General features: G+C 71.0%; 15 protein-coding genes and 3 pseudogenes. 5 read left to right on the forward strand and 13 right to left on the reverse strand.

Going from position 1 to position 20,755, the window contains the following annotated elements; all coding sequences use genetic code 11:
• Positions 1–2 precede the first annotated feature (2 nt).
• The 4 genes from ACOOE8_RS18085 to ACOOE8_RS18100 form a co-directional block, all read right to left on the reverse strand.
• Entirely contained in the window at positions 3–1,016 is a 1,014-nt protein-coding gene (locus tag ACOOE8_RS18085; RefSeq protein ID WP_420392787.1) for a septal ring lytic transglycosylase RlpA family protein, read from the reverse strand.
• 156 nt (positions 1,017–1,172) lie between these two features.
• Positions 1,173–1,562: a Rid family hydrolase gene (locus tag ACOOE8_RS18090; protein ID WP_420392788.1), complete on the reverse strand. Its 390-nt coding sequence runs from the start codon at positions 1,560–1,562 to the stop codon at positions 1,173–1,175.
• Between the two features lie 171 nt (positions 1,563–1,733).
• Positions 1,734–2,933, reverse strand: coding sequence for a M20/M25/M40 family metallo-hydrolase (locus ACOOE8_RS18095; protein ID WP_420392789.1), 1,200 nt, complete (start codon positions 2,931–2,933; stop codon positions 1,734–1,736).
• Positions 2,930–3,907, reverse strand: coding sequence for a quinone oxidoreductase family protein (locus ACOOE8_RS18100; RefSeq protein ID WP_420392790.1), 978 nt, complete (start codon positions 3,905–3,907; stop codon positions 2,930–2,932). The genes ACOOE8_RS18095 and ACOOE8_RS18100 overlap by 4 nt, the downstream gene beginning before the upstream one ends.
• A gap of 65 nt (positions 3,908–3,972) precedes the next feature.
• On the opposite strand from ACOOE8_RS18100, the gene ACOOE8_RS18105 reads away from it, so the two are divergent.
• Positions 3,973–5,151: an FAD-dependent monooxygenase gene (locus ACOOE8_RS18105; RefSeq protein ID WP_420392791.1), complete on the forward strand. Its 1,179-nt coding sequence runs from the start codon at positions 3,973–3,975 to the stop codon at positions 5,149–5,151.
• Positions 5,152–5,158: 7 nt separating this feature from the next.
• Here ACOOE8_RS18105 and ACOOE8_RS18110 read toward each other — a convergent pair.
• A pseudogene (locus tag ACOOE8_RS18110) lies at positions 5,159–6,107 on the reverse strand (AEC family transporter).
• A 149-nt stretch (positions 6,108–6,256) separates the two neighbouring features.
• On the opposite strand from ACOOE8_RS18110, the gene ACOOE8_RS18115 reads away from it, so the two are divergent.
• From ACOOE8_RS18115 to ACOOE8_RS18125, 3 genes and pseudogenes are all read left to right on the forward strand, one after another.
• The gene (locus ACOOE8_RS18115; RefSeq protein ID WP_420392792.1) at positions 6,257–6,736 is read left to right on the forward strand and encodes a DUF302 domain-containing protein; all 480 of its coding nucleotides are present in this window, start codon (positions 6,257–6,259) and stop codon (positions 6,734–6,736) included.
• Between the two features lie 163 nt (positions 6,737–6,899).
• Positions 6,900–7,889, forward strand: coding sequence for a lysophospholipid acyltransferase family protein (locus tag ACOOE8_RS18120; RefSeq protein ID WP_420392793.1), 990 nt, complete (start codon positions 6,900–6,902; stop codon positions 7,887–7,889).
• A pseudogene (locus ACOOE8_RS18125) lies at positions 7,867–8,772 on the forward strand (integrase core domain-containing protein). Before ACOOE8_RS18120 ends, ACOOE8_RS18125 begins: the two are co-directional and overlap by 23 nt.
• Before the next feature lie 12 nt (positions 8,773–8,784).
• Here the strand turns inward: ACOOE8_RS18125 and ACOOE8_RS18130 are convergent.
• From ACOOE8_RS18130 to ACOOE8_RS18165, 8 genes and pseudogenes are all read right to left on the reverse strand, one after another.
• A pseudogene (locus tag ACOOE8_RS18130) lies at positions 8,785–9,560 on the reverse strand (IS5 family transposase); the annotation flags it as partial.
• A 73-nt stretch (positions 9,561–9,633) separates the two neighbouring features.
• Positions 9,634–10,428, reverse strand: a complete 795-nt coding sequence (locus tag ACOOE8_RS18135) for an enoyl-CoA hydratase (protein WP_420392794.1) — start codon at positions 10,426–10,428, stop codon at positions 9,634–9,636.
• A complete protein-coding gene (gene hflX, locus ACOOE8_RS18140; RefSeq protein WP_420392795.1) occupies positions 10,425–11,789 on the reverse strand; it encodes a GTPase HflX in 1,365 nt (454 codons plus the stop codon). Before hflX ends, ACOOE8_RS18135 begins: the two co-directional genes overlap by 4 nt.
• Positions 11,790–11,791: 2 nt before the next feature.
• Entirely contained in the window at positions 11,792–12,049 is a 258-nt protein-coding gene (gene hfq / locus ACOOE8_RS18145; protein WP_420392796.1) for an RNA chaperone Hfq, read from the reverse strand.
• Between the two features lie 132 nt (positions 12,050–12,181).
• Entirely contained in the window at positions 12,182–13,054 is an 873-nt protein-coding gene (locus ACOOE8_RS18150) for a D-amino-acid transaminase (protein WP_420392797.1), read from the reverse strand.
• A gap of 13 nt (positions 13,055–13,067) precedes the next feature.
• Positions 13,068–14,444, reverse strand: coding sequence for a Trk system potassium transporter TrkA (gene trkA, locus ACOOE8_RS18155; protein ID WP_420392798.1), 1,377 nt, complete (start codon positions 14,442–14,444; stop codon positions 13,068–13,070).
• A 640-nt stretch (positions 14,445–15,084) separates the two neighbouring features.
• Positions 15,085–16,419 (reverse strand): CAP domain-containing protein, encoded by a 1,335-nt coding sequence (locus tag ACOOE8_RS18160; RefSeq protein WP_420392799.1) that lies wholly within the window; start codon positions 16,417–16,419, stop codon positions 15,085–15,087.
• Between the two features lie 122 nt (positions 16,420–16,541).
• Positions 16,542–17,759 carry an acyl-CoA dehydrogenase gene (locus tag ACOOE8_RS18165; protein WP_420394740.1) on the reverse strand — a complete coding sequence of 406 codons (1,218 nt, stop codon included), beginning with the start codon at positions 17,757–17,759 and terminating at the stop codon, positions 16,542–16,544.
• A gap of 221 nt (positions 17,760–17,980) precedes the next feature.
• Between ACOOE8_RS18165 and pepN the strand changes: the two genes are divergently transcribed.
• Entirely contained in the window at positions 17,981–20,554 is a 2,574-nt protein-coding gene (gene pepN / locus ACOOE8_RS18170; RefSeq protein WP_420392800.1) for an aminopeptidase N, read from the forward strand.
• Positions 20,555–20,755: the final 201 nt, after the last annotated feature.

A 20,755-nucleotide genomic window follows, 5' to 3' on the forward strand; every position in this document is an offset into this window, starting at 1 on the left:
CGTTACTGCGTCGCCGGGGCAGGCTGCAAACCGTCTTCTGCGGCGGGAGGCGCCACGGCGAACACGTCGAACGCTCCCATGACCCTGTCCTTGCTCGCGGCCACGACCTCCTCGGAAAGCGCCTCCACCGGCTCGGCGACGACGGGCTCCACCTCGAGGGACAACGGCGGTGCGTCGGCCTCCTGGCTCAGGGCGGCGAGCGCGGTGAGCGCTCCGTCCGGCGCCTTCTCCTCGGCGAAGGCCTGCGCCGGTCCCGCCGCAAGTGGCGGTACGTAGGCCTGCGGCGCCGCGACCCCCGGCAGGCCGCTGCTCTCGCCTTCGCTCGGCGGTGTGGTTGCAGCGACCGCTTGCAGCGGCTCGGCGGATGCCAGGCGAACCTCGATCTCCCCCTCCCGCTCGTCGCGGGGGCGACCGAGCCCGAAGGGCAGGTAGTCCCGCACCGAGCCGCCGCTCGACTTGGTTCCGTACTTGGCCGCCGCGACAAGCCGCTCGCGGTCGCCACCACCCAGCTCGGCCTCACCGAGGTACTCCACGCGCACCTTCGCCTGCCCCGCGCGGCGGAAACCCAGCTCTTCGGCCGCCTTCCGTGACACGTCGATGATGCGCCCGTCCTTGAACGGCCCGCGATCGTTGACCCGAAGCACGGCGGCCTTGCCGGTCTTGAGCACGGTTACACGCACGTAGGAGGGGAGCGGCAGGGTCGGATGCGCTGCGGTGAGTGCGCCCTCATCAAAGCGCTCTCCGTTCGCCGTGCGCTTGCCGTGGAACTTCGGGCCGTACCAGGAGGCCCGGCCGGTCTCGTCGTACTCGGGATCGTGCTGCGGCGTGTACCAGCGGCCGCCGACCCGGTAGGGCTCGCCGAGCTTGCGTGTGCCGATCGCCAAGCCGTCGTCGGAGACCTTGCCGTCGGCGGCCAGCAGCTCAAGCGCCTCGCCGCCACCGCTGCAGCCGCCTAACGCGACCGTGCCCGCGACAGCCAGTACCAGCGCCGCGACCCGTACACCGTTCCCGATCATCCCATCACCCCGCCGGCAGACCGTCGCGTGCGAAACCCTACTGTCGCGCATCAGCCTGTCCCAGAGCGTTGCGGTCGAAGTCTGAACGGTTGGTAAGGAGGTCGACATTTGTGCCACACCGGGTAGCGGCGCGGGCGCGGGACGGTATGCCCTGCGTCAGCCCCCTGCACCGATGACGGCGACGGACTGGATCTCGAGCTTGATCTCGGGCCAAGGGAAGGCGACGACGAGCGCCGCGTTCGTCGGGCGGATGCCGCCGAAGGTTGCGGCAAGGCGCGGCCCGACGACCTCGGTGAACAGCTCGGCGGATGCGACGTACACCGTGAGCTGAACCACGTCGGCAAGGCCCGCGCCAGCCTCCGCAAGCGCGCCGGTGATGATGTCGATGGCGTTGTCGTACTGCTCGGCCGGATCCTCGGGGACGCGCCCGCTCGCCCGGTCGATGCCGACGGTGCCCGCGACGTAGACCGTGTCGCCCACGCGCACGGCCCGCGAGTAGCCGTACGCCTCCTCGAAGCGCGAGCCGGTCGACACGTTCTGCCGCATGCTTCCCTGCTCCGTCGCCATCCGCCGTAGGTTCGGTGCCGAGCCTTAGCAGCCTTCCGCCCGGCGTGTCGCGACGCCTGCGCACATGTCCGTCACGACGACGGGCTCGAGACGCCGGCATCGTGCACCGTCCCCCTCCACTGCTGAACCACACGAACCGACGTGGTCGCCTCAGCGTAGAAGCAGCTCGGCGACGCTGAGTGCCACCACGCGCGTCGCGACGTGGAGGTCGGACAGGCGCACGCCCTCGTCCCCCGTGAAGTCCACCCCCTCGCCGACGATGGGCGGCCCGACGCCGTAGAGCGCGGTCGCGATGCCGGCCAGCGCATAGTGCCGCGCGCCCGACACCACCGGCGCCGAGGCGATGGGGACCGAGCGCGCGAACGCCGACTCCGCGTGCCGTGAGATCGTGCGTGCGAGGGCCACGGACGACGCCGTCGGCTCGACGGGTTCGGCGAGGAGGAGCCGGCGGCACTCGAGCTCCACGTCCCGCTCGCGGTGCGCCGCCTCGAGCCGCGCGACGATGGCGCGCTCCACGGCCTCGCCGTCCTCCCCTGCGGCGAGCCTCCGGTCGACGGTGAAGCGCACGCGGTCGGGCACCACGTTCACCCCTCGACCCCCGTCGATCAGCCCCACCGTGATCGGCTGGCCCTCGCCTTGGCGCTCGGCGAACACGGCACCCAGCAGCGGCATGGCGGCGGCGAGCGCGTCGCGTCCATCCTGGGGACGGGAGGCATGCGCCTGGACCCCGCGCAGGATCACCTCGAGATGGAGGACCCCCTCCTGCCCGGTGACGACCTGGTAGGACGTCCCTGCCGCGATCACCGCGTCGGGCCGCGTCAGCCCTTGGGAGAGGAGGAACGCGGGGCCGAGGAAGCCGCCGGACTCCTCGTCGGCCGTAAGGTGCAGTTCCACGGTCCCAGCCGTCGTGCCGGTCGCTTCGAGCGCTGCGAGCGCGAACAGGTAGGCCGCGACGTCGGCCTTGGAGTCGCGTGCGCCGCGGCCGTAGAGCACGCCATCCTTGACCTCGGCGGCGAACGGCTCGCGCTGCCAGCCGGACCCCACCGGCAGCGTGTCGATGGGCGCGGCCAGCGCGATCGTCGGCCCCGGCCCGAAGGTGCGCCGGACGAGGAGGTTGGTGACGTCGTGCCGCCCGTAGTGCCGCGCGAACGGGTCGGGGACGGGGTGCCGCTCCGCCTCGAGCCCGCGCCCCTCGAGGGCGGTGGCGAGCCACTCGGTGGCCTCGGCGGTGTCGCCGGGAGGGTTCTCCGTCGGGAAGCGCACGAGCGCCTGGACGAAGGCCGTCGCCTCGTCCGCGCTCGCCTTGACCGCCTCGCCGATGGCCCCAGCGAGCGAGGCCGGGAGGTTCACGGCAGCAGGACGGTGGAGCCCGTCGTGCGTCGCCCCTCAAGCGCGCGGTGCGCCTCCGCGGCTTCAGACAGCGCGAACGTCTGCTCCACCGGGATCTTGATGGTCCCGCCCTCGACCATGTCGAAGAGCTCTCGGGCGTTGGCCTCGAGCCGCTCGCGCCCCTGGATGTAGCTGAACAGCGTGGGCCGCGTTGCGTAGAGCGAGCCGTGCTTGGAGAGCTGGCCGAGGTCGAAGCCCTCGATGGGACCGGACGACTGGCCGAACGACGCCCACAGCCCGAAGGGCTTCAGGCAGGTCAGCGAGGCCGGGTAGGTGTCCCGCCCCACCGAATCGTAGACGACGTCGCAGCCCTTGCCGTCCGTGATCTCCTTCACCCTCGAGGCGAAGTCCTCCTCGCGGTAATTGATCACGTGGTCGTAGCCGTTGGCGCGCGCGAGCTCCGCCTTCGCCTCGGACGACACCGTGCCGATGGTCGTCGCCCCGAGCGAGCGCGCCCACTGCCCTGCGATGAGGCCGACGCCCCCCGCGGCAGCGTGGAACAGCAGCGTCGTCTCGGCGGTGACCTTGTAGGTCTCCCGCAGGAGGTAGCGCACGGTCATGCCCTTCAGCATCATCGCCGCCGCCGTCTCGTCCGAGATGCCGTCCGGGACCTTCAGCGCCAGCGAGGCAGGGAGCACGCGGCGCTCGGCGTAGGAGCCGATCATGAAGCCGTAGGCGACGCGGTCGCCAGGCTCAAAGGCGTCGACCCCCTGCCCGACGGCCTCCACCACGCCGGCCGCCTCGTTGCCGATGACCATCGGCAGACCCTTCGGCGCTGGGTAGAGCCCCGAGCGGAAGTAGGTGTCGAGGTAGTTGAGGCCGACCGCCGTGTGGCGCACCAGGAGCTCACCCTCGCCCGGAACGGGGTCCTCGACCGCCTGCCACTTGAGGACCTCCGGCCCCCCGGTCTCATGGACGACGATGGCATGCGTCATAATTTGCTCTCCGAGTGTCGCACGGCGACGTTAGGTTTGCGGCTGCTGCCAATCAAGGACGAGCCATGCACGGCGCTCCATCCCCCGACCCCGACGCCGCGTCCGCCGACCTTGCGGTGAACGTCGCCGTGGTGGGCGCGGGTCCGGTCGGATCGCTCACCGCGCTCGCCGCGGTGCAGGCGGGCCACACGGTGGCCCTCGTCGCGCCCGAGCGCGCGCACGACCCGCGCACGACGGCGCTTCTCATGCCTTCGGTCGACCTCCTCGAGGCGCACGGCGCGTGGGCGGACGCCGCGCCCCACGCGGCGCCCCTCATCACCATGCGAATCATCGACCAGACCGACCACGTGCCCCGCGCGCCGGAGGTGGCGTTCGACGCCTTCGAGGTCGGGCTCGACCAGTTCGGGTTCAACATCGCCAACGACGCGCTGAACGCTGCCCTCGCGAGCCAGCTCGCCGCCTCCGGCGTCGTGCGCATCGCCGAAATCGCGGACGGGTTCGTCCCGGGCGCACGCGGACGCATCGCGGTCGGCGGCCGAACCGTCAGCGCCGACCTCGTCGTGGCGGCGGACGGCGCGCAGTCCCTGGTGCGCGACGCGGCGGGCATCCGCGCGCGACGATGGTCCTACCGTCAGGCGGCGTTCGTCACGACGCTGTCCCACGAGCGGTCCCACGGCAACGCGTCCCTGGAGTTCCACACGCCTTCGGGACCGTTCACCTTGGTGCCGCTGCCGGGCGAGCGATCGTCCCTCGTGTGGGTCGGCCGGCCGGAGGAGGCGGAGCGGTGGTCGCGCCTCGATCCCGGACCGCTCGCGCGCGAGATCGAGCGCCGCGCGCACAACGTGCTGGGGCGCATGAGCGTCGACGGGCCGCGCGGCGTCATCCCCATGGATGGCTTGGTCGCGCTGACCTTCGGCGCGCGCGGCGTCGTCCTCGTGGGCGAGGCGGCGCACCGCTTCCCGCCCATCGGAGCGCAGGGGCTCAACCTCGGCTTCCGCGATGTCGCGGCCCTCGCGGGCCTGCTGCGCCGGCGCGACGTCGGCCTCGCCGACCTGCCGGCACGCTACGACGTGCGCCGCAGAACCGACGTCGCGCTGCGCACCGCGAGCGTCGACCTGCTCAACCGCTCGCTCCTCACCGGCGCGTTCCTGCCGACCGCGGCACGGGCAGCGGCGCTGTCGGCGGCTCGCGGGGTCGGTCCGCTGCGCCGCGCCATGATGCGGTTCGGGCTCGGCGCCATGTGATGGGTCCTCAAAGGGCGCCGGAGCGGATCGCGTAGAGCACCCCCGTCACGGTGAACGCCGCGACGGCGGTGCCGACGAGCACCGCGTTGGACGCCGCCTCCACCGCCCGTCCGTACTGGGTCGCCAGCACGAACACGTTGGTCGCCGGCGGCAGCGCCGCCATGAGGACCGCCGTGGTCAGCCATAGGGGATCGACGTCCGCCATCCCGACGACGAGGAAGGCGACGACCGGGTGGATCGACGAGCTTGATCGTGAGGAACACCGACAGGTCGCCCATCGCCCTCCCCGAAGGCAGCGGCTGCAGCGCGACGGTGACGCCCATGGCAAACAGCGCGCAGGGTGCCGCGGCATCGGTGAGCATGTCGAGCAGGCGTCCCAGGACGAGGGGTGGCGTGAACTCGAGGGCCGCCGCGCTCGCCCCGGCGATCACCGCAAGGATGAACGGGTGGGTCAGGATGCGCGTCACGATGAGCCGCGCGGTCGCGAAGGGGCTCGAGCGCTGCGCGCCGGCGATCGCCATCATGATCGGCGTCGCGACGAAGAACATCACGTTCTCGAAGGCGAAGATGAGCGCCACAGGCACGGTCGCCGACGCACCGAGCGCAGTGATCGCGAGCCCCGGACCGAGGTAGCCGTTGTTGGCGTAGCCGCCGACGAGGGCGAGGATGGTGGAGCGCTCCACGTCGCCCCGGGTGCGCACCATGGCGATGAGGAAGCCGGCGACGAGGACGCCCCCCGTGCCGGCGACGACGGCGGCAATGAAGCCGACGTTGGACAGCTCCTCCACCGGCGTCTTCGACAAGATCTGAAAGAACAGCGCCGGAAGCGCGACGTAGACGATGAAGATGTTGAGCCACTCCAGCCCTGACGCGGGCCGGTTGGCGATGCGACCGACGCAGAAGCCGAGGAACACCAGCCCGAAGAACGGCGCGGTGAGGGACAGGACCTCGCGCAACGGGGCTCCTCGCACGGGTTCGGTGGGACCGGGTGAGCGACCAGGCAGGGCAGACGTCTACCGGACGCTCCGCGGCGCTGCATCCGGTTTGTGCGCTGGACCGGCAGACGCGCACCTGCCATGAGGGGGCCGGCCAACGGAGGCACTATATGCGCACCCCCCTCGCCCTTGCGGCGTTCCTGGCGCTCGCAGGACCGACCCTCGCGCAGTCGGTGCTCGGCGAGCCTGATGGCTGGCGCGTCCACCCGACGCATAAGGCCTACGACACGCTGCTCATGGACCTGAAGGCCGAGGTGAAGGCGCAGCAGTTCGGCCTGGTGACCGAGGCCGGACCGACCGAGGTCGCCGCCCAGCGCGGTGAGAACATCCCCGGCAACCGCGTCGTCGGCGTCTTCCGCAACGACCTCGCGGTGACGATCATCCGCGACGTGCCTGCGGCGATGATCGAGGCACCGGTCCGCTTCATGGTGATGGAGGAGCCGGACGGGACCGGAACGCTCGCCTACAAGATGCCCTCCTCCGTGTTCGCGCCGTACGAAGCCGAGGGGAGCGAACGCCTCGCCGACGCCGTCGCGACGCTCGACGAGGCGTTCGCGGCCATCGCCGAGCGGGCGACGTCCGAGGACTAGGGCGATCACCGCGCACGGGCCGCAGGGACCGGCCGCACCGCGCGCGTCCACACCGTCCGCAAGCGAGGCGCCGCGACGTGCCCGGCGCAAGGCCGGTGCCTCGCCCGGGCCGCTGCGACCCCAGCACGTCGCGCAGTACGTCCTCCTGCGCGCGGTGGGGGCGGTGCTCGGACGGCTGCCGGTGGACCTTGCGTCCGCCCTCATGGGTCGCCTCGTGGGCACCATCATGCGCCGCACGTCCCGCCATCGCCGAGCGGTAGAGCAACTTACAATGGCGCTGCCGGAGACGAGCCACGCGGAGCGCGAGACGATCGCCCGCGCGATGTGGGTGCAGCTCGGCCGCGTGGCGGGCGAGGCCTTCCAGCTCGGCACCCTCCTGCGCGAGGAGGCGCGCATCGCGCTGCCGGAGGACCACGATGCGCTGGTGACGCTGTCCCGCGACGGCGTCATCCTCGCGACCGCGCACCTCGGCAACTGGGAGGTCGGCGGCGCCATCGCGCGACGGGCAGGCATCCCGCTCGCCGGGGTCTACCAGGCGCTGCACAACCCGCTCGCCGAACGCCACCTGCGCCGCCTGCGCGCCCCGTTCTACCCGGCGGGCCTCCACAGCAAGGGGCCGGACCTCGGCGCCCGGCTGGTCGCCCTGGCGCGCAGCGGTGCGGCGGTGGGGCTGGTGGCGGACCTGCGCGAGAAGCGCGGCATCGCGGTGCGCTTCTTCGGCCGGCCGGCATTCGCGACGCCGATGCCGGCGATGCTGGCGCGGCTCTCGGGGCGTCCCCTCATTGCTGGCGCCGTCATGCGCACCGGCGGGGCGCACTTCCGCCTGCTCGCGCGCCCCATCGAGGTGCCGCACACCGACGACCGCGAGCGGGACATCGCCGTCGCCACGCAGCGCATCCACGAAGCGTTCGAGGAGTGGATCCGCGCCGCGCCCGAACAGTGGATGTGGACGCACCGCAAGTGGGCGACGTCGGGAACGCGGCCGCTCACCCTGCGCACGACGCTGTTCGCCGAGCCTGACGTCGCGCCCGGCGGCGCTCGACGGCGGTGCCGACGAGCGCGGCTAGGTGTCTGGTCCCGGAGTGTCATGGAATCAGCGAAGCTGGCTCCGCCGCACTTCGGGAGCAGCTATGGGCCAGGTACTCCACGGTAGCGCCACGACCACGCACGCCGTGCGAGCGGCGATACAGCGATCGAAAGCTCCGCTCAAAGAGCTAGCCCTGCGCTACCGATCGCAAGACGGTGGCGAACGCAAGCGCTTGAGCGTCGAGGATGCCGCCATGGGCCCGAAGGCGGCGCGATCGATCGCGCTGCGAGGCGGAGGAGGCCGCCGTGGTTGCCTTCCGGCGGCAGACGCTTTTGCCGCTCGACGATTGCTGCTACGCCCTTCAGGCGTCGATCCCGCATCTGTCGCGGTCGACCCTGCGTCTCCAGCGCCACGGCATCAGCCGTCTGCCCGACGTCGAAGGCGGACGGTCGTCGCGGAAGGCGTTCAAGCCCTACCCGATCGGCTTCTTCCACATCGACATCGCCGAGGTCCGCACCGGGGAAGGCAAGCTCTACCTCTTCGTCGCCATCGACCGGACATCGAAGTTCGCCTTTGCGCGGCTCACCGAGCGGGCGACGACCGTCGAGGGCGCGCTTCGAGCTCGTCGCTGCCGTGCCCTACACGATCCGCGTCCTGACCGACAACGGCATCCAGTTGTTCCCAGGAACCGGAATGGCCCCACAGCCAGATTGACGTTCGACCGCGCCGCCGCCGGCCGAGCACCGCCTCACCAAGCGAAGCTGGACCAACGGAGGTCGAGCGGATGAACCGCACCATCAAGGATGCCACGGTGCGGCGCTACCACTACCCCACGCACGCAGCCCTTCGCGAGCACCTCGCAACCTTCCTGGACGCCTACAACTTCGCCCGCCGGCTCAAGACACTCCGAGGCCTCACGCCATACAAGGCCATCTGCAACGCCTTCGCTGACGACCCAGCCGCCTTCACCCGCGAGCCGGTCCACTTGACCGCGGGACTGAACAACTAGGCTCCAGACCCATAACCAGAATGCGACGATGGCGGCGATGGTCAGCGCGGCGAGATGGTTTCGTGCCAGCTTGTCGGATCGTGTGGCGACGCGCCGCCAGTCCTTCAGTCGGCGGAATGATCGTTCAACGACGTTGCGTTCGCGGTCGAGCACCGGATCGAAGGGGTGTTTCGTCCGCCTTGTCGGGTTGTTGGGGATGACCGGCAGGCCACCGCGATCGCTGACCAGCGTGCGCAGGGCCTTGGCGTCGGGAGCCTTGGCGTCGTAGGCCCCATCGGCGAGGCACCAGCGCGGAGCGAAGGAGCCGATGAGGTCGGCGGCCATTCGGCGGCCACTGGCGCGTCGCCGCGATGGCCAGGGCGAACGATCAGGCGTCGGGGGCGTCCAGCGCCATCCACCGCCATGGGGATCTTGGTGGTGCGCCCGCCTCGTGAGCGACCGATGGGCCTGGGCGTCCGCCCCCCTTTTCCGCCGGCGGCGCAGCGGTGAGCCTTCGCGCTGGTGGCATCCAACATGAGTGTCGCCGGGGCTCCGCCCTCTTGTGCCAACGCCTTGAAGAGGTCGTTCCCGATGCCTCGCTCAGCCCACCGCACGAAGCGGTTGTAGAGCGTCGTGCGCGGCTCGTAGCAGGCCGGTACGTCGCACCAGCGGCACCCGGAGCGCAGCACGTGCACGATGCCGCAGATGACCCTGCGATCGTCGACGCGCGGCACGCCCTTCACGTCGGTCGGCAAGAGCGGCTTCAGCCGTGCAAACTGTTGATCGGAACGCCAGAACTGCGATGCCATGGCGCCCTCCCTCGGCGCCCGCAGCATCCCTCACAATCGAAAGCCATTCGTTCATGGGTTCGGCGCCTAACGGCTACCGGCGTCGCCGGTCGATGAACGCGCGCATCATCCGGACCGGCTCGTCCGTCTCGTAGGCGTCGGCGAAGGCGTCGATGCCGGCCGCGATCGCCTCGTCGAGGGGCAACGCCTCCCAGCGGCCGATCAGCGCCTTTTGCTGGCGGATGGCGCGCGGTCCCGAAGCGAGGATGCCCGAAAGCCACTCCTCCACCGCGTCGTCCAACGCGTCGGCGGGGACGACGCGCTCGACCATGCCAATGGCGAGGGCCTCGGCCGCGTCGAAGCTGCGTCCCGTGAGGAGCAGCTCGCGCGTGCGGCCCCAGCCGATGAGGCCCGGCAGGAGCGCCGCCTCGATGACCGACGGGATGCCGACGCGCACCTCCGGCATGCCAAACCCCGCTGCGTCGGTCGCGACGCGCATGTCGCACGCTGCAGCGACCTCCAGCCCTCCCCCGAGCGCCCAGCCGTTGACCCGTGCGATGACCGGCACCGGCATCCGCCGCAGCCCCTCGCACACCTTGTGCAGGCTCGTGATGAAGTCGTGCGCCGCCGCGGGACCGAAGCCGGCCATGGCGCCGATGTCCGCCCCGCCGATGAAGGCGCGCTCGCCGGCGCCGGTGACGACGACGGCGCGCAGGTCGGCGATCCGCGCTGCCTCCGCGATCCGATCGACCAGCGCGGCGGCGAGCGCAGGGTCGAGGACGTTGAGCTTGCGCACGTTGTCGACGGTGATCTGCGCGACGGCGCCCTCGGCCCGACGGTCGACGGACAGGCGGACCGCCGGCTCGCGCGTCGTGGGGTCCCCGGTCACGGTCGCCACGGCCCGACCGACGCGGGCTCTCCTGGAAGCGGCTCCCCGAGCCGGCCCAACGCATCGGCAAGCCTCGCCTCAGGGATGCGAACCGTGAGCTCGACCGACGGTCCACCGTCACGCCGGCTGAGCACCTCGGTGTTGCGGTAGAGCCAGGCGAGCAGCGCCCCGTCCGTGGCGGGCACCGCCACGTCGCGAACCTCCGCTCGGCGGGCGAGGCGATCCTCCACCGCGATCAGCAGCGCGTCGATCCCCTCCCCCGTCGCGGCGGACGCGAGGACGGCGCCCTGCGCCGCCGCCGCCGCGGCGCGCTCAACACGCTCGTCGGGCGGCAGGAGGTCCGACTTGTTCCAGACCTCGAGCACCTCGCGCTGGCCGGGATCGACCCCGATGCCGGCGAGCGTCGCCACCACGTCGGCAGCCTGCGCCTCGGTCTCCGGGTGTGCGATGTCGCGGACGTGGACCACGAGGTCGGCGAGGGTTACCTCCTCGAGCGTGGCACGGAACGCGGCGACGAGGCTCGTCGGAAGGTGCGAGATGAACCCCACCGTGTCCGACAGCACGGCCTCCAGCCCGTGCGGCAGGGCGAGGCGCCGCAGCGTCGGGTCGAGCGTCGCGAACAGGAGGTCGCGGCTCTCCACGTGCGCACCGGCAAGGCGGTTGAACAGCGTCGACTTGCCGGCGTTGGTGTAGCCCACCAGCGCGACGACCGGCTGGTTGTTGCGCCGGCGCTTCTCCCGCGCCAACGAGCGCGTCCGGCGGACCTCCTCGAGCGCCTTCTCGACGCGCGCGATCCGCTCGGCGATCTGCCGTCGGTCCGCCTCGATCTGGGTCTCTCCCGGGCCGCCGAGGAAGCCGAAGCCGCCGCGCTGGCGCTCGAGGTGGGTCCACGAGCGCACCAGACGGCTCCTCTGGTAGGTGAGGTGGGCGTGCTCCACCTGCAGCGAGCCCTCCGCCGTCTGCGCCCGCTCGCCGAAGATCTCGAGGATGAGCGCCGTGCGGTCGAGCACCTTCGCGGCCCACGCCTTCTCGAGGTTGCGCTGCTGCACCGGGGTCAGCGGATGGTCGACGACGACGAGTTCGGCACCGGCCGCGCGGGCCAGCCCGGTGATCTCGTCGGCAGCGCCTGCGCCGAACAGCGTCCCGGGACGGGGGCGACGCACCGGAACCACCCGCGCCTCGACCACGTCGAGCGCGATGGCGGCGGCGAGGCCCACGACCTCGGCGAGCCGGCCCTCTGGCGCGCGACGATCATCCTCAGCGCCGCGAACCACGGGGAGGAGAACGATGGCCCGCGTCGGCTTCGCGGCCGTGTCGTGCGCGTCGATCCGTGCCCGGGGCTCCTCCCCCGTCGGACGCACGCTCAGCGCGCCGCCGATCCGCCGTCGTCGTCGGCGGGATCGAACAGCTGCACCGGTTGGTTCGGCATGATGGTCGAGATGGCGTGCTTGTAGACGAGCTGCGAGTGCCCATCGCGCCGCAACAGGACACAGAAGTTGTCGAACCAGGTCAGCACGCCCTGCAACTTCACGCCGTTCACGAGGAAGATCGTAAGCGGGGTCTTCGACTTGCGCACATGGTTGAGAAACGTGTCTTGTAGGCTTTGTGTTTTTTCAGCCACGTCCGATCCACTATGGCAACATATGACAAGTACACGCGGTCACCGACAGCCACGACCCTTGGCACCAGCATGCATGCATAGCATAACCTAGTCCTCACCGACCCGGACGCAAGAAGCAGTGACGCGGCTGCCTCACGCGACACGCAGGGGAGCAAGCTCGACCCCTTCGTGGAATCGGCTGCGCAGGTCCGACGCGATGGACCCAGGGCGGCCGTTTCCGAGCACGGTGCCGTCGATGCTGACCACGGGGGTCACGATCGCGGTGGCAGCGGTGATGAAGGCCTCGCGCGCCCCCTTCGCCTCGTCCACCGTGAACGGTCGCTCCTCGACCTTGATCCCGTTGGCGGCGGCGTGGTCGATCACCGCGAGACGCGTGACGCCGGGCAGGATGCCCGAGCCGGTCGGCCGGGTCACCAAGGTGCCGTCCTCGGTGACGATCCATGCGGAGGAGGACGCGCCCTCCGTCACGTAGCCATCCCGATCGACCATCCACGCCTCCTTGGCGCCGGCGCGCCGTGCGGCCTCCTTGGCGAGGACCTGCGCCGTCATCCCGACGGTCTTGATGTCGACGCGCGCCCAGCGGATGTCGGGCGTGGTGATCACGGCGATGCCCTCCTCCCCGACCTTCAGGGCGGTCTCGCGGGACGCGGAGCGCGCGGTCACGACGAGCGTCGGCGCCGTGCCCTTGGCAGGGAACGCGAAGTCGCGCCGCGCACGGCCGCGCGTCACCTGCAGGTACACGAGCCCGTTGACGACGCGGTTGCGCATGATGGTCTCGCGCATGATGGCGCGAAGGGCTGCGCGGCCGACCGGCCAGGGGATGTCGAGCTCGCCGAGCGAGCGGTTCAGCCGGTCGAGGTGACGGGTCGGGTCGACGAGGTGACCCTCGTGCACCTCGCACACCTCGTAGACGCCGTCGGCGAACTGGAACCCGCGGTCCTCCACGTGCACGCGCGCCGCGGGGTGGGGCACGTAGCGGCCGTTGACGTAGGCGATCCTGCTCATCCGCTCATCCGCATCAAAAGAACTCCAGGCTCACGCGGAACATCTGCTCGACCTGATGCACCTTTTCGCTGAGCGCGAACATCACCACGCGGTCCCGCGCGACGATTTGGGTGTCCCCGTTGACCTCGATCGCCTTGCCGCGGCGCACGATGGCGCCGACCCGTACCCCGTTGGGCAGTTCGAGGGCGCGCAGCGGACGGCCGACGAGCAGCGACGTCTCCAGCGCCTCCGCCTCGATCACCTCGGCCGACCCGTTCTGCAGCGAGTGGACGCTCTCGATCCGCCCGCGCCTGACGTGCCGCAGGACGCGGCTGATCGTCACCGCGCGCGGGTTGACGTAGGCGTCGATGCCGAGCGCGTTGGCGAGCGCGGGGTAGGAGACGTTGTTGATGAGCGACAGGTTGCGCGCGCAGCCCAACGTCTTCGCCATGACGCACGCGATGATGTTGGCCTGGTCGTCGTTGGTGAGGGCGACCATCGTGTCGGCGTCCTCGATGTCGGCCTCGCGCAGGACACCCTGGTCGAGCGCGGACCCATGGAGGATGACCGCACGATGCAGCGCGTCGGCGATGTAGAGCGCACGTTGGCGCGAGGCCTCGATGATCTTCACGCGCGTCTGCGGCTCGCGCTTCTCGAGCTGCTGGGCGACGTAGAAGCCGATGTTGCCGCCGCCGGCGATGACGACACGGCCCGCCTTGGGCTCCTCGTGGCCGAAGATCACGAGCGTGCGGCGCACCTGCTCCCGTGGCACGACCACGTAGACGAGGTCGCCGACGCGCAGCATCTCGTCGGAGTGCGGCACGATGAGGTGCCCGTGCCGGAAGACGCCAACCACCACCGCGCCAAGGTTCGGGAACAGCTCGGTGAGCTGGCGAAGCGGCGTGTCCACCACCGGGCAGTCCGGCGCGCACATGATCCCCACGACGATGATCTTGTCGTCGGCGAAGCGCACGGTCTCCACCGCGCCGGGGAGCGAGAGGCGGCGCAGCACCATCTCGCCGACCTCGATCTCCGGCGAGATGATGACGTCGATGGGCATGTGATCGCGCGCGAACAGCCCCTGGTAGATCGGCGCGAGGTAGGACTGGGCGCGCACGCGCGCGATCTTGGTCGGGACCTGGAAGATGGTGTGCGCCACCTGCGTCGCGACCATGTTGACCTCGTCCGACTGGGTCACGGCGATCAGGAGGTCGGCGTTCTCGGCGCCCGCCTGGGCGAGGACAGCGGGGTGCGAGCCGTGCCCGATTACGCCGCGCACGTCGAGCTGGTCGCGCACGTTGGCGATGAGCTGCGGTTGCACGTCGACGACGGACACGTCGTGCCCCTCGGTGGACAGTCGCTCGGCGATGCCGAACCCCACCTGTCCCGCCCCGCAGATGACGATGCGCATCAGCCAGTGGGCACGTGAGGGGATCGGATGGAGTGCGGGCGGCTCGGCTGACGGCGGTCGCGACGATCGGCGCGGAACGGGGCGCGAGGTCGCCCGGTAGCATCCGTCGGACGCACTTCGCCGGTGGTTGGACGCGATCCGGCGCGCGCTCGACCGGACCGATGGTGTCCCCGGATACGGCGACGTCGTTGTCGGATGGGCTCGTCCTCGGCGCCGTCACGTTCGTCGAGCGCAGCGGGCGTCAGCCGCTCCCCATGACCAGATGCATCGCGCCGTTCGGGTACCCGCATGACGCCCAACATAGAAGGCAGACGGCGGCCAGCCTAGCCCTGCCCCTTCGGCCCAACCCTCATCACGGCGGCGCCGACGCCCCGTTGTTCGGGGTCGGCCTCGGGCGCCGGTGCGACCGGACGCCCCCGTACGACCGGTGGCGCCCATATGGAGGGCCGGCCGCCCGCCGGACGCCCGAGCCCCGCGCCTTCGGACCCCTTCGCCTGATGGACCCCTTCGCCTGATGGCCTCTGTCGCTTCGTGGACCCTCCCCTCCGCGGGAGGCGCCGTGCCGACCTCGGCGAGGGCGCCAGCGACGCGCTCCGAGCCTTGCGGGCGGGACCGTGGACCAAGGCTGATGGGGCGCGGGTCAGAAGATGAAGTCCTCCGCCGAGAGGTCGGCGACGCCGGTGTCCAGGAAGACGATGCCGTCGGTGCGTCCGAGGTCGAGCACGGTGGCGCGGCCGCTGCGGGACAACAGGGGCGCGACGTCCGATGCGAAGTCCGACAGGCCGAGGGCTGAGAGGTCCACCTTGTCCTTAGTGGCGAACGCGATCGTGTCGACGCCGGACGTGTAGACGTACCTGTCCCGGCCGGCACCGCCGATCATGAGGTCGTCGCCGGCGCCACCGTCGAGGACGTCGCCGCCCCGACCGCCATCCAGCGTGTCGGCCCCGGCGTCGCCGAACAGCTTGTCGGGGCCGTTGCCGCCGAACAGGACGTCGTCGCCGCTTCCGGCAACGATGCGATCCCGACCCGAGCCGCCATCCAGCCGGTCCTCGCCCGCGCGGCCGAACAGCCGGTCGTTGCCACCAAGCCCGAGGATGCGGTCGTCGGACCGGGTGCCGATGAGCTCGTCCCGCCCCTTGCCGCCGCGCAGGACGTCGGGCTCAGGCGGCAGGATCGCCTCGCCCGCGATGGCATCGATCTTGACATTGCCGTCCGTCACGGCGGCGACGGCAACCACCACCCCGTCGAGCTTGCGGCCGGAGAACGTGACCTCGTAGTCCTCGCCCAGCGCAACCTCGATCGCGTAGCCGCCGGCCCGCGCCGTGCGTGAGGTCGCCTCGAAGCCGTCGGCCGTCACCGTGACCCTCACCCGCGACACGCCCTCGCCGATGTCGTAGGACCCGTCGCCGTCTCGATCGTCGATGACGACGCCGGTGATGTAGGTGCGGCCGCCGTCCGCGAAGTCCTGCGTGAGGAGCGAGCTGTACGGGTAGGTGGTGCCGTCCCAACGGAACGGGCCGACCGCCTCGCCGACGCCGACCTCGGAGAAGCCACACTCGAGCATGTTGAGGCGATGCCCTTCGGACCGAAACAGGCGCTCGTGGTGATCATCCATGAGGGTCTGCGCGTCGCTCGCCGCGAACTGGAACGCGCCGGACAGGTTCTCGCCCCACCGCACGGACGAGGACCGTTCAGGCCGCCAACCGGCCTCGTCGATGCGCTCCTTGGGGGTGGACCCGTCGCGGCCTGTGTGACCGAAGTAGTCCCTCGCGAGCATGTCCGCGGCATGCCGGGCCGCGGCGAGGGAAAGCGCACCCACCACCGCAAGCGGCTCCTTGGGCGTGGCGTCGATGGTGCCGCTCGGCAGGCCAGCGTCGAGCGCGATCCCGTAGCGCGCTGCCTCCGCCGCAGGATCGGCACGGGCGCGATTGATGAGTTCGACGGCGTACTGCTCGCGGGCCGTGAGCTCGGCCATGTCATCCCCCCTACGTTGCGCTGCGCGGACGCCAGCAACGTCAGGAGGATGTAGCGGAAGCTCGGCCCCAGATCATCCCGTCCGCGACTCGGGTGGCAAGCCCCGCGACAGCCCCGCGAGCGTCAGAAGAACGCCTGGATGCCGGTCTGCGAGCGCCCGAGGATCAACGCGTGCACGTCGTGCGTGCCCTCGTAGGTGTTGACCGTCTCAAGGTTCACCATGTGACGGATCACGTGATACTCCTCGGAGATCCCGTTGCCGCCGTGCATGTCGCGCGCGACCCGGGCGATGTCCAGCGCCTTGCCGCAGTTGTTGCGCTTGACGAGCGAGATCATCTCGGGCGCGACCTGCCCCTCGTCGAACAGGCGCCCGACGCGCAGGCAGGCCTGCAGGCCGAGCGTAACGTCGGTCTGCATGTCGGCAAGCTTCTTCTGGACGAGCTGCGTCGCCGCGAGCGGTCGGCCGAACTGCTTGCGATCCAGGGTGTACTCGCGCGCCGCGTGCCAGCAGAACTCCGCCGCGCCCATGGCGCCCCACGAGATGCCGTAGCGGGCTCGGTTGAGGCAGCCGAACGGCCCCCTGAGGCCGGACACGTTCGGCAGGAGGTTCTCCTCGGGGACGAACACGTCGTCCATCATGATCATGCCGGTGGTCGACGCGCGCAGCGAGACCTTGCCCTCGATCTTCGGCGCCTCGAGCCCCTCCATGCCCTTCTCAAGGACGAAGCCGCGGATCGCGCCCTCGTGGGCGTCGGACTTCGCCCACACGACGAAGACGTCGGCGAAGGGCGAGTTCGAGATCCAGGTCTTGGCCCCTGAGACCTTGTAGCCGCCGTCGACCTTGACGGCGCGGGTCTTCATGGAGCCGGGGTCCGAGCCGGCGTCGGGCTCGGTGAGGCCGAAGCAGCCGACGAACTCACCGGTGGCAAGCTTGGGCAGCCAGCGCTTCCTCTGGCTCTCGTCCCCGTAGGCGTAGATCGGGTACATCACGAGCGAGGACTGCACGCTCATCATCGAGCGGTAGCCCGAATCGACGCGCTCCACCTCTCGCGCCACCAGGCCGTAGGAGACGTAGTTGGCGCCGACGCCGCCGTACTCCTCGGGCACCGTCACGCCGAGGAGGCCGAGCTCGCCCATCTCGTCGAAGATCGCGCGGTCGGTCTGCTCGTGCCGCCACGCCTCGATCACCCGCGGCAGGAGCTTCTCCTGCGCGTAGGCGTGGGCGGTGTCGCGGATCATCCGCTCGTCCTCGGTGAGCTGCTCCTCGAGGAGGAACGGGTCGTCCCACTGGAACGCGACCGTCTTCTCGCGAACGTTGCTCAGCTCGGCAGCTACCGACATCACCGCACCCTCCCTTGCGTCGCCTTTAAGTATAGAGCGGACCGTGGCCCCGGCAAAAGCGGGTGTGGGGCGCTGTCGTCACCTGCAGGACAGGCGACATCCGCCGAGGTCGGCGTCAGGTTCCGGACGCCAGGTGTTGACGCTCGCCGTCGCGCGGTCGACCGTCCGCGCGACCGGAGTGCGGCATGGGCGCGCCGCCCTTCGACGAACGGAGGACGGCCATGCGAACCGACACGGGACAGACGGTCCACCTGAAGGACTACGCGCCGACGCCCTACCGCGCGCCCCGCACCACGCTGATGGTGGCCCTCCACCCGACCCGCACGGTGGTGCGCAACGCGACGACTTACGAGCCCGCCATCACGAGCGCCGGCGCGTTGATCCTTGTCGGCGACGGACTGACGCTCCTTTCCGCCGAGCTCGACGGGGCGACCCTCGAGCCGGCCGCCTACGAGGCCGGCCCCGACCGCTTCGCCCTCCTGGAGCCGCCGCAGCGGCGCTTCGAGCTGACCCTCGTCACGCTGGTCTCGCCCGACGACAACACCGAGCTGATGGGGCTCTACCGCTCGAACGGCGTGTACTGCACCCAGTGCGAGGCGGAGGGCTACCGTCGCATCACCTACGCCTACGACCGGCCTGACGTCCTCACCGTCTACGACGTCTTCATGGTGGCGGACGGTCCTGGCGAGCCGGTGCTCCTGTCCAACGGCAACCTCGTCGGCACGGGAACGTCGGACGGTCGCGCCACGGCGCACTGGTCCGACCCGTTCCCCAAGCCGACCTACCTGTTCGCCCTCGTCGCCGGCACGCTGGGCCGGGTGTCGGAGACCGTCACCACAGCCTCCGGCCGCCCCGTGGAGCTCAACGTCTACGTGGAGCCGGGCAAGGAGCCGCGCGCCGGCTATGCGATGGATGCGCTGAAGCGGTCCATGCGGTGGGACGAGGCGCGCTTCGGCCTGGAGTACGACCTCGACGTGTTCAACATCGTCGCGGTGCCCGACTTCAACATGGGCGCGATGGAGAACAAGGGGCTCAACGTCTTCAACGACCGCTACGTCCTCGCCGACCCGGCGGTCGCGACGGACCAGGACTACGCCGGCATCGAGACCGTCGTCGCCCACGAGTACTTCCACAACTGGACGGGCAACCGCATCACCTGCCGCGACTGGTTCCAGCTCTGCCTCAAGGAGGGGCTGACCGTGTTCCGCGACCAGGAGTTCACCGCCGACGAGCGCTCGCGCGGCGTCAAGCGCATCGCCGACGTGCGCCGGCTGAAGGCAGCGCAGTTCCCGGAGGACGCCTCGCCGCTGCGCCACCCCGTCCGGCCGGACCGCTACGGCGAGATCTCCAACCTCTACACCGCGACGGTCTACGACAAGGGCGCCGAGGTCATCCGCGTGATGCACACGCTGATCGGCGAGGAGGCCTTCCGGGCGGGCATGGCCACCTACTTCGCACGGTTCGATGGCACGGCGGCGACCGTGGAGGACTTCGTCTCTTGCTTCGACGTCCCCGACCGCGCAGCGTTCATGCGGTGGTACGAGGAGCCCGGCACCCCGACGGTCGTCGTCGAGGAGAGCTTCGCGGAGGGGCGCTACGAGCTGACGCTTGCCCAGCGGCCGCCCGAGGGAGCTGGGCCGAAGCCGATCCCCGTGCGCCTGGCGCTGTGGGCTCGCGACGGTGCCCTCGATCCCGCGAAGGCGACCGTCGTCGGCGGGCGACCCTCGCGCGACCACATCGTGCTTACCGATCGCTTCAGCGTGACGGTCGACGGGCTGAGCGAGGCGCCCGTCGCCTCGCTGCTGCGCGGCTTCTCCGCCCCTGTCCTCGTCGAGCGCGCCGACGATCCTGCCCGCGACCTCGCCCTCGTGGAGCGCGACGACGATCCGTTCAACGTGTGGGACGCCGTCCAGCGGCTCGGCCTCAGGGCGCTGCGCGCGCGCTACGGCGGCGAAGCCGCAGACGTGGACGCGCTCGCCGACGCCCTGTCGAGGCTCGCGCAGGACGTGCGTTACGAGCCGGCGTTCCGCGCCCACACGCTGGCGCTGCCGAGCCGGCAGACGCTGATCGAGGCGTTGGCGAGCGACGTCGACGCAGACAGGGTCGAGGCCGCTCATAGGGGGCTCACGCGGGCGGTCGGCGAGCGCATGCGCGCCGTGCTCGCTGGCCTGCACGATGCCGCACCACCCGATGCGGCGGACGTCTCGCCGGATGCGGCCGGCCGTCGCGCGCTGCGCAACGCGGCGCTCGTCCTCCTCACCGCCGCGGGCGACGCGGAGCGGGCCGAGGCCCAGATCGACGGGGCGACGACGATGACCGATCGCCTCGCCGCCATCGGCGCGCTGGCGATGGCCAACGCGCCGCAGGCCGACGCTGCGCTCGCCGGCTTCGCCGAGGCTTACGTCCACGAGCCGCTGGTCCTCGACAAGTACTTCGCCATCCAGGCCGGGCGGCCGGACGGGGACGCGCTGACGCGGGCGCAAGGGCTGATGGCGCACCCGAGCTTCAGCCTGAAGAACCCCAACCGCGTGCGCAGCCTCCTCGGCGCCTTCGCGCAGAACGTCGCCGCCTTCCACCGGCCCGACGGCGAGGGCTACGCGTTCGTCGCCGGCGTCGCGACCTCCCTCGACAAGACCAATCCCCAGGTCGCCGCGCGCCTCCTCACGGCGTTCGCCGACGTCGGCAGGTTCGACGCGCCGCGCCGGGAGGCGGCCGCACGTGTCCTCGCCGGGGTCCTCCAAGAGGCGACGTCGTCCGACGTCCTCGACATCGCGCGGCGCCTTACCGCGGGCTGACGAGCGGCGAGCTGGCTCGAGTTGCGAACGAAGCGTTAACTCGGCTTGGTTAACGTCACGCCCAGCGGTAGTGTAGCTGGACGGTGTGCGGTGGGGTCCGTCGACATGGCTGTGCCAAGGTCGGGGTTCGACGGGGCGGACGCGCCACGCAGCGCGGCGTCGCCAACTCCGGCATACGACCATCCGAGCGCGGTGCCGCGC

Source organism: Acuticoccus sp. (assembly GCF_965213555.1).
Taxonomy (GTDB): domain Bacteria; phylum Pseudomonadota; class Alphaproteobacteria; order Rhizobiales; family Amorphaceae; genus Acuticoccus.

Excerpts from the sequence above, each read along its gene's own strand:
- pepN (WP_420392800.1), top strand. The coding sequence starts at position 17,981 with ATGCGAACCGACACGGGACAGACGGTCCACCTGAAGGACTACGCGCCG.
- trkA (WP_420392798.1), bottom strand. The coding sequence starts at position 14,444 with ATGCGCATCGTCATCTGCGGGGCGGGACAGGTGGGGTTCGGCATCGCC.
- ACOOE8_RS18115 (WP_420392792.1), top strand. The coding sequence starts at position 6,257 with ATGCGCACCCCCCTCGCCCTTGCGGCGTTCCTGGCGCTCGCAGGACCG.
- ACOOE8_RS18105 (WP_420392791.1), top strand. The coding sequence starts at position 3,973 with ATGCACGGCGCTCCATCCCCCGACCCCGACGCCGCGTCCGCCGACCTT.
- ACOOE8_RS18165 (WP_420394740.1), bottom strand. The coding sequence starts at position 17,759 with ATGTCGGTAGCTGCCGAGCTGAGCAACGTTCGCGAGAAGACGGTCGCG.
- ACOOE8_RS18150 (WP_420392797.1), bottom strand. The coding sequence starts at position 13,054 with ATGAGCAGGATCGCCTACGTCAACGGCCGCTACGTGCCCCACCCCGCG.
- ACOOE8_RS18100 (WP_420392790.1), bottom strand. The coding sequence starts at position 3,907 with ATGACGCATGCCATCGTCGTCCATGAGACCGGGGGGCCGGAGGTCCTC.
- ACOOE8_RS18085 (WP_420392787.1), bottom strand. The coding sequence starts at position 1,016 with ATGATCGGGAACGGTGTACGGGTCGCGGCGCTGGTACTGGCTGTCGCG.
- ACOOE8_RS18160 (WP_420392799.1), bottom strand. The coding sequence starts at position 16,419 with ATGGCCGAGCTCACGGCCCGCGAGCAGTACGCCGTCGAACTCATCAAT.
- ACOOE8_RS18090 (WP_420392788.1), bottom strand. The coding sequence starts at position 1,562 with ATGCGGCAGAACGTGTCGACCGGCTCGCGCTTCGAGGAGGCGTACGGC.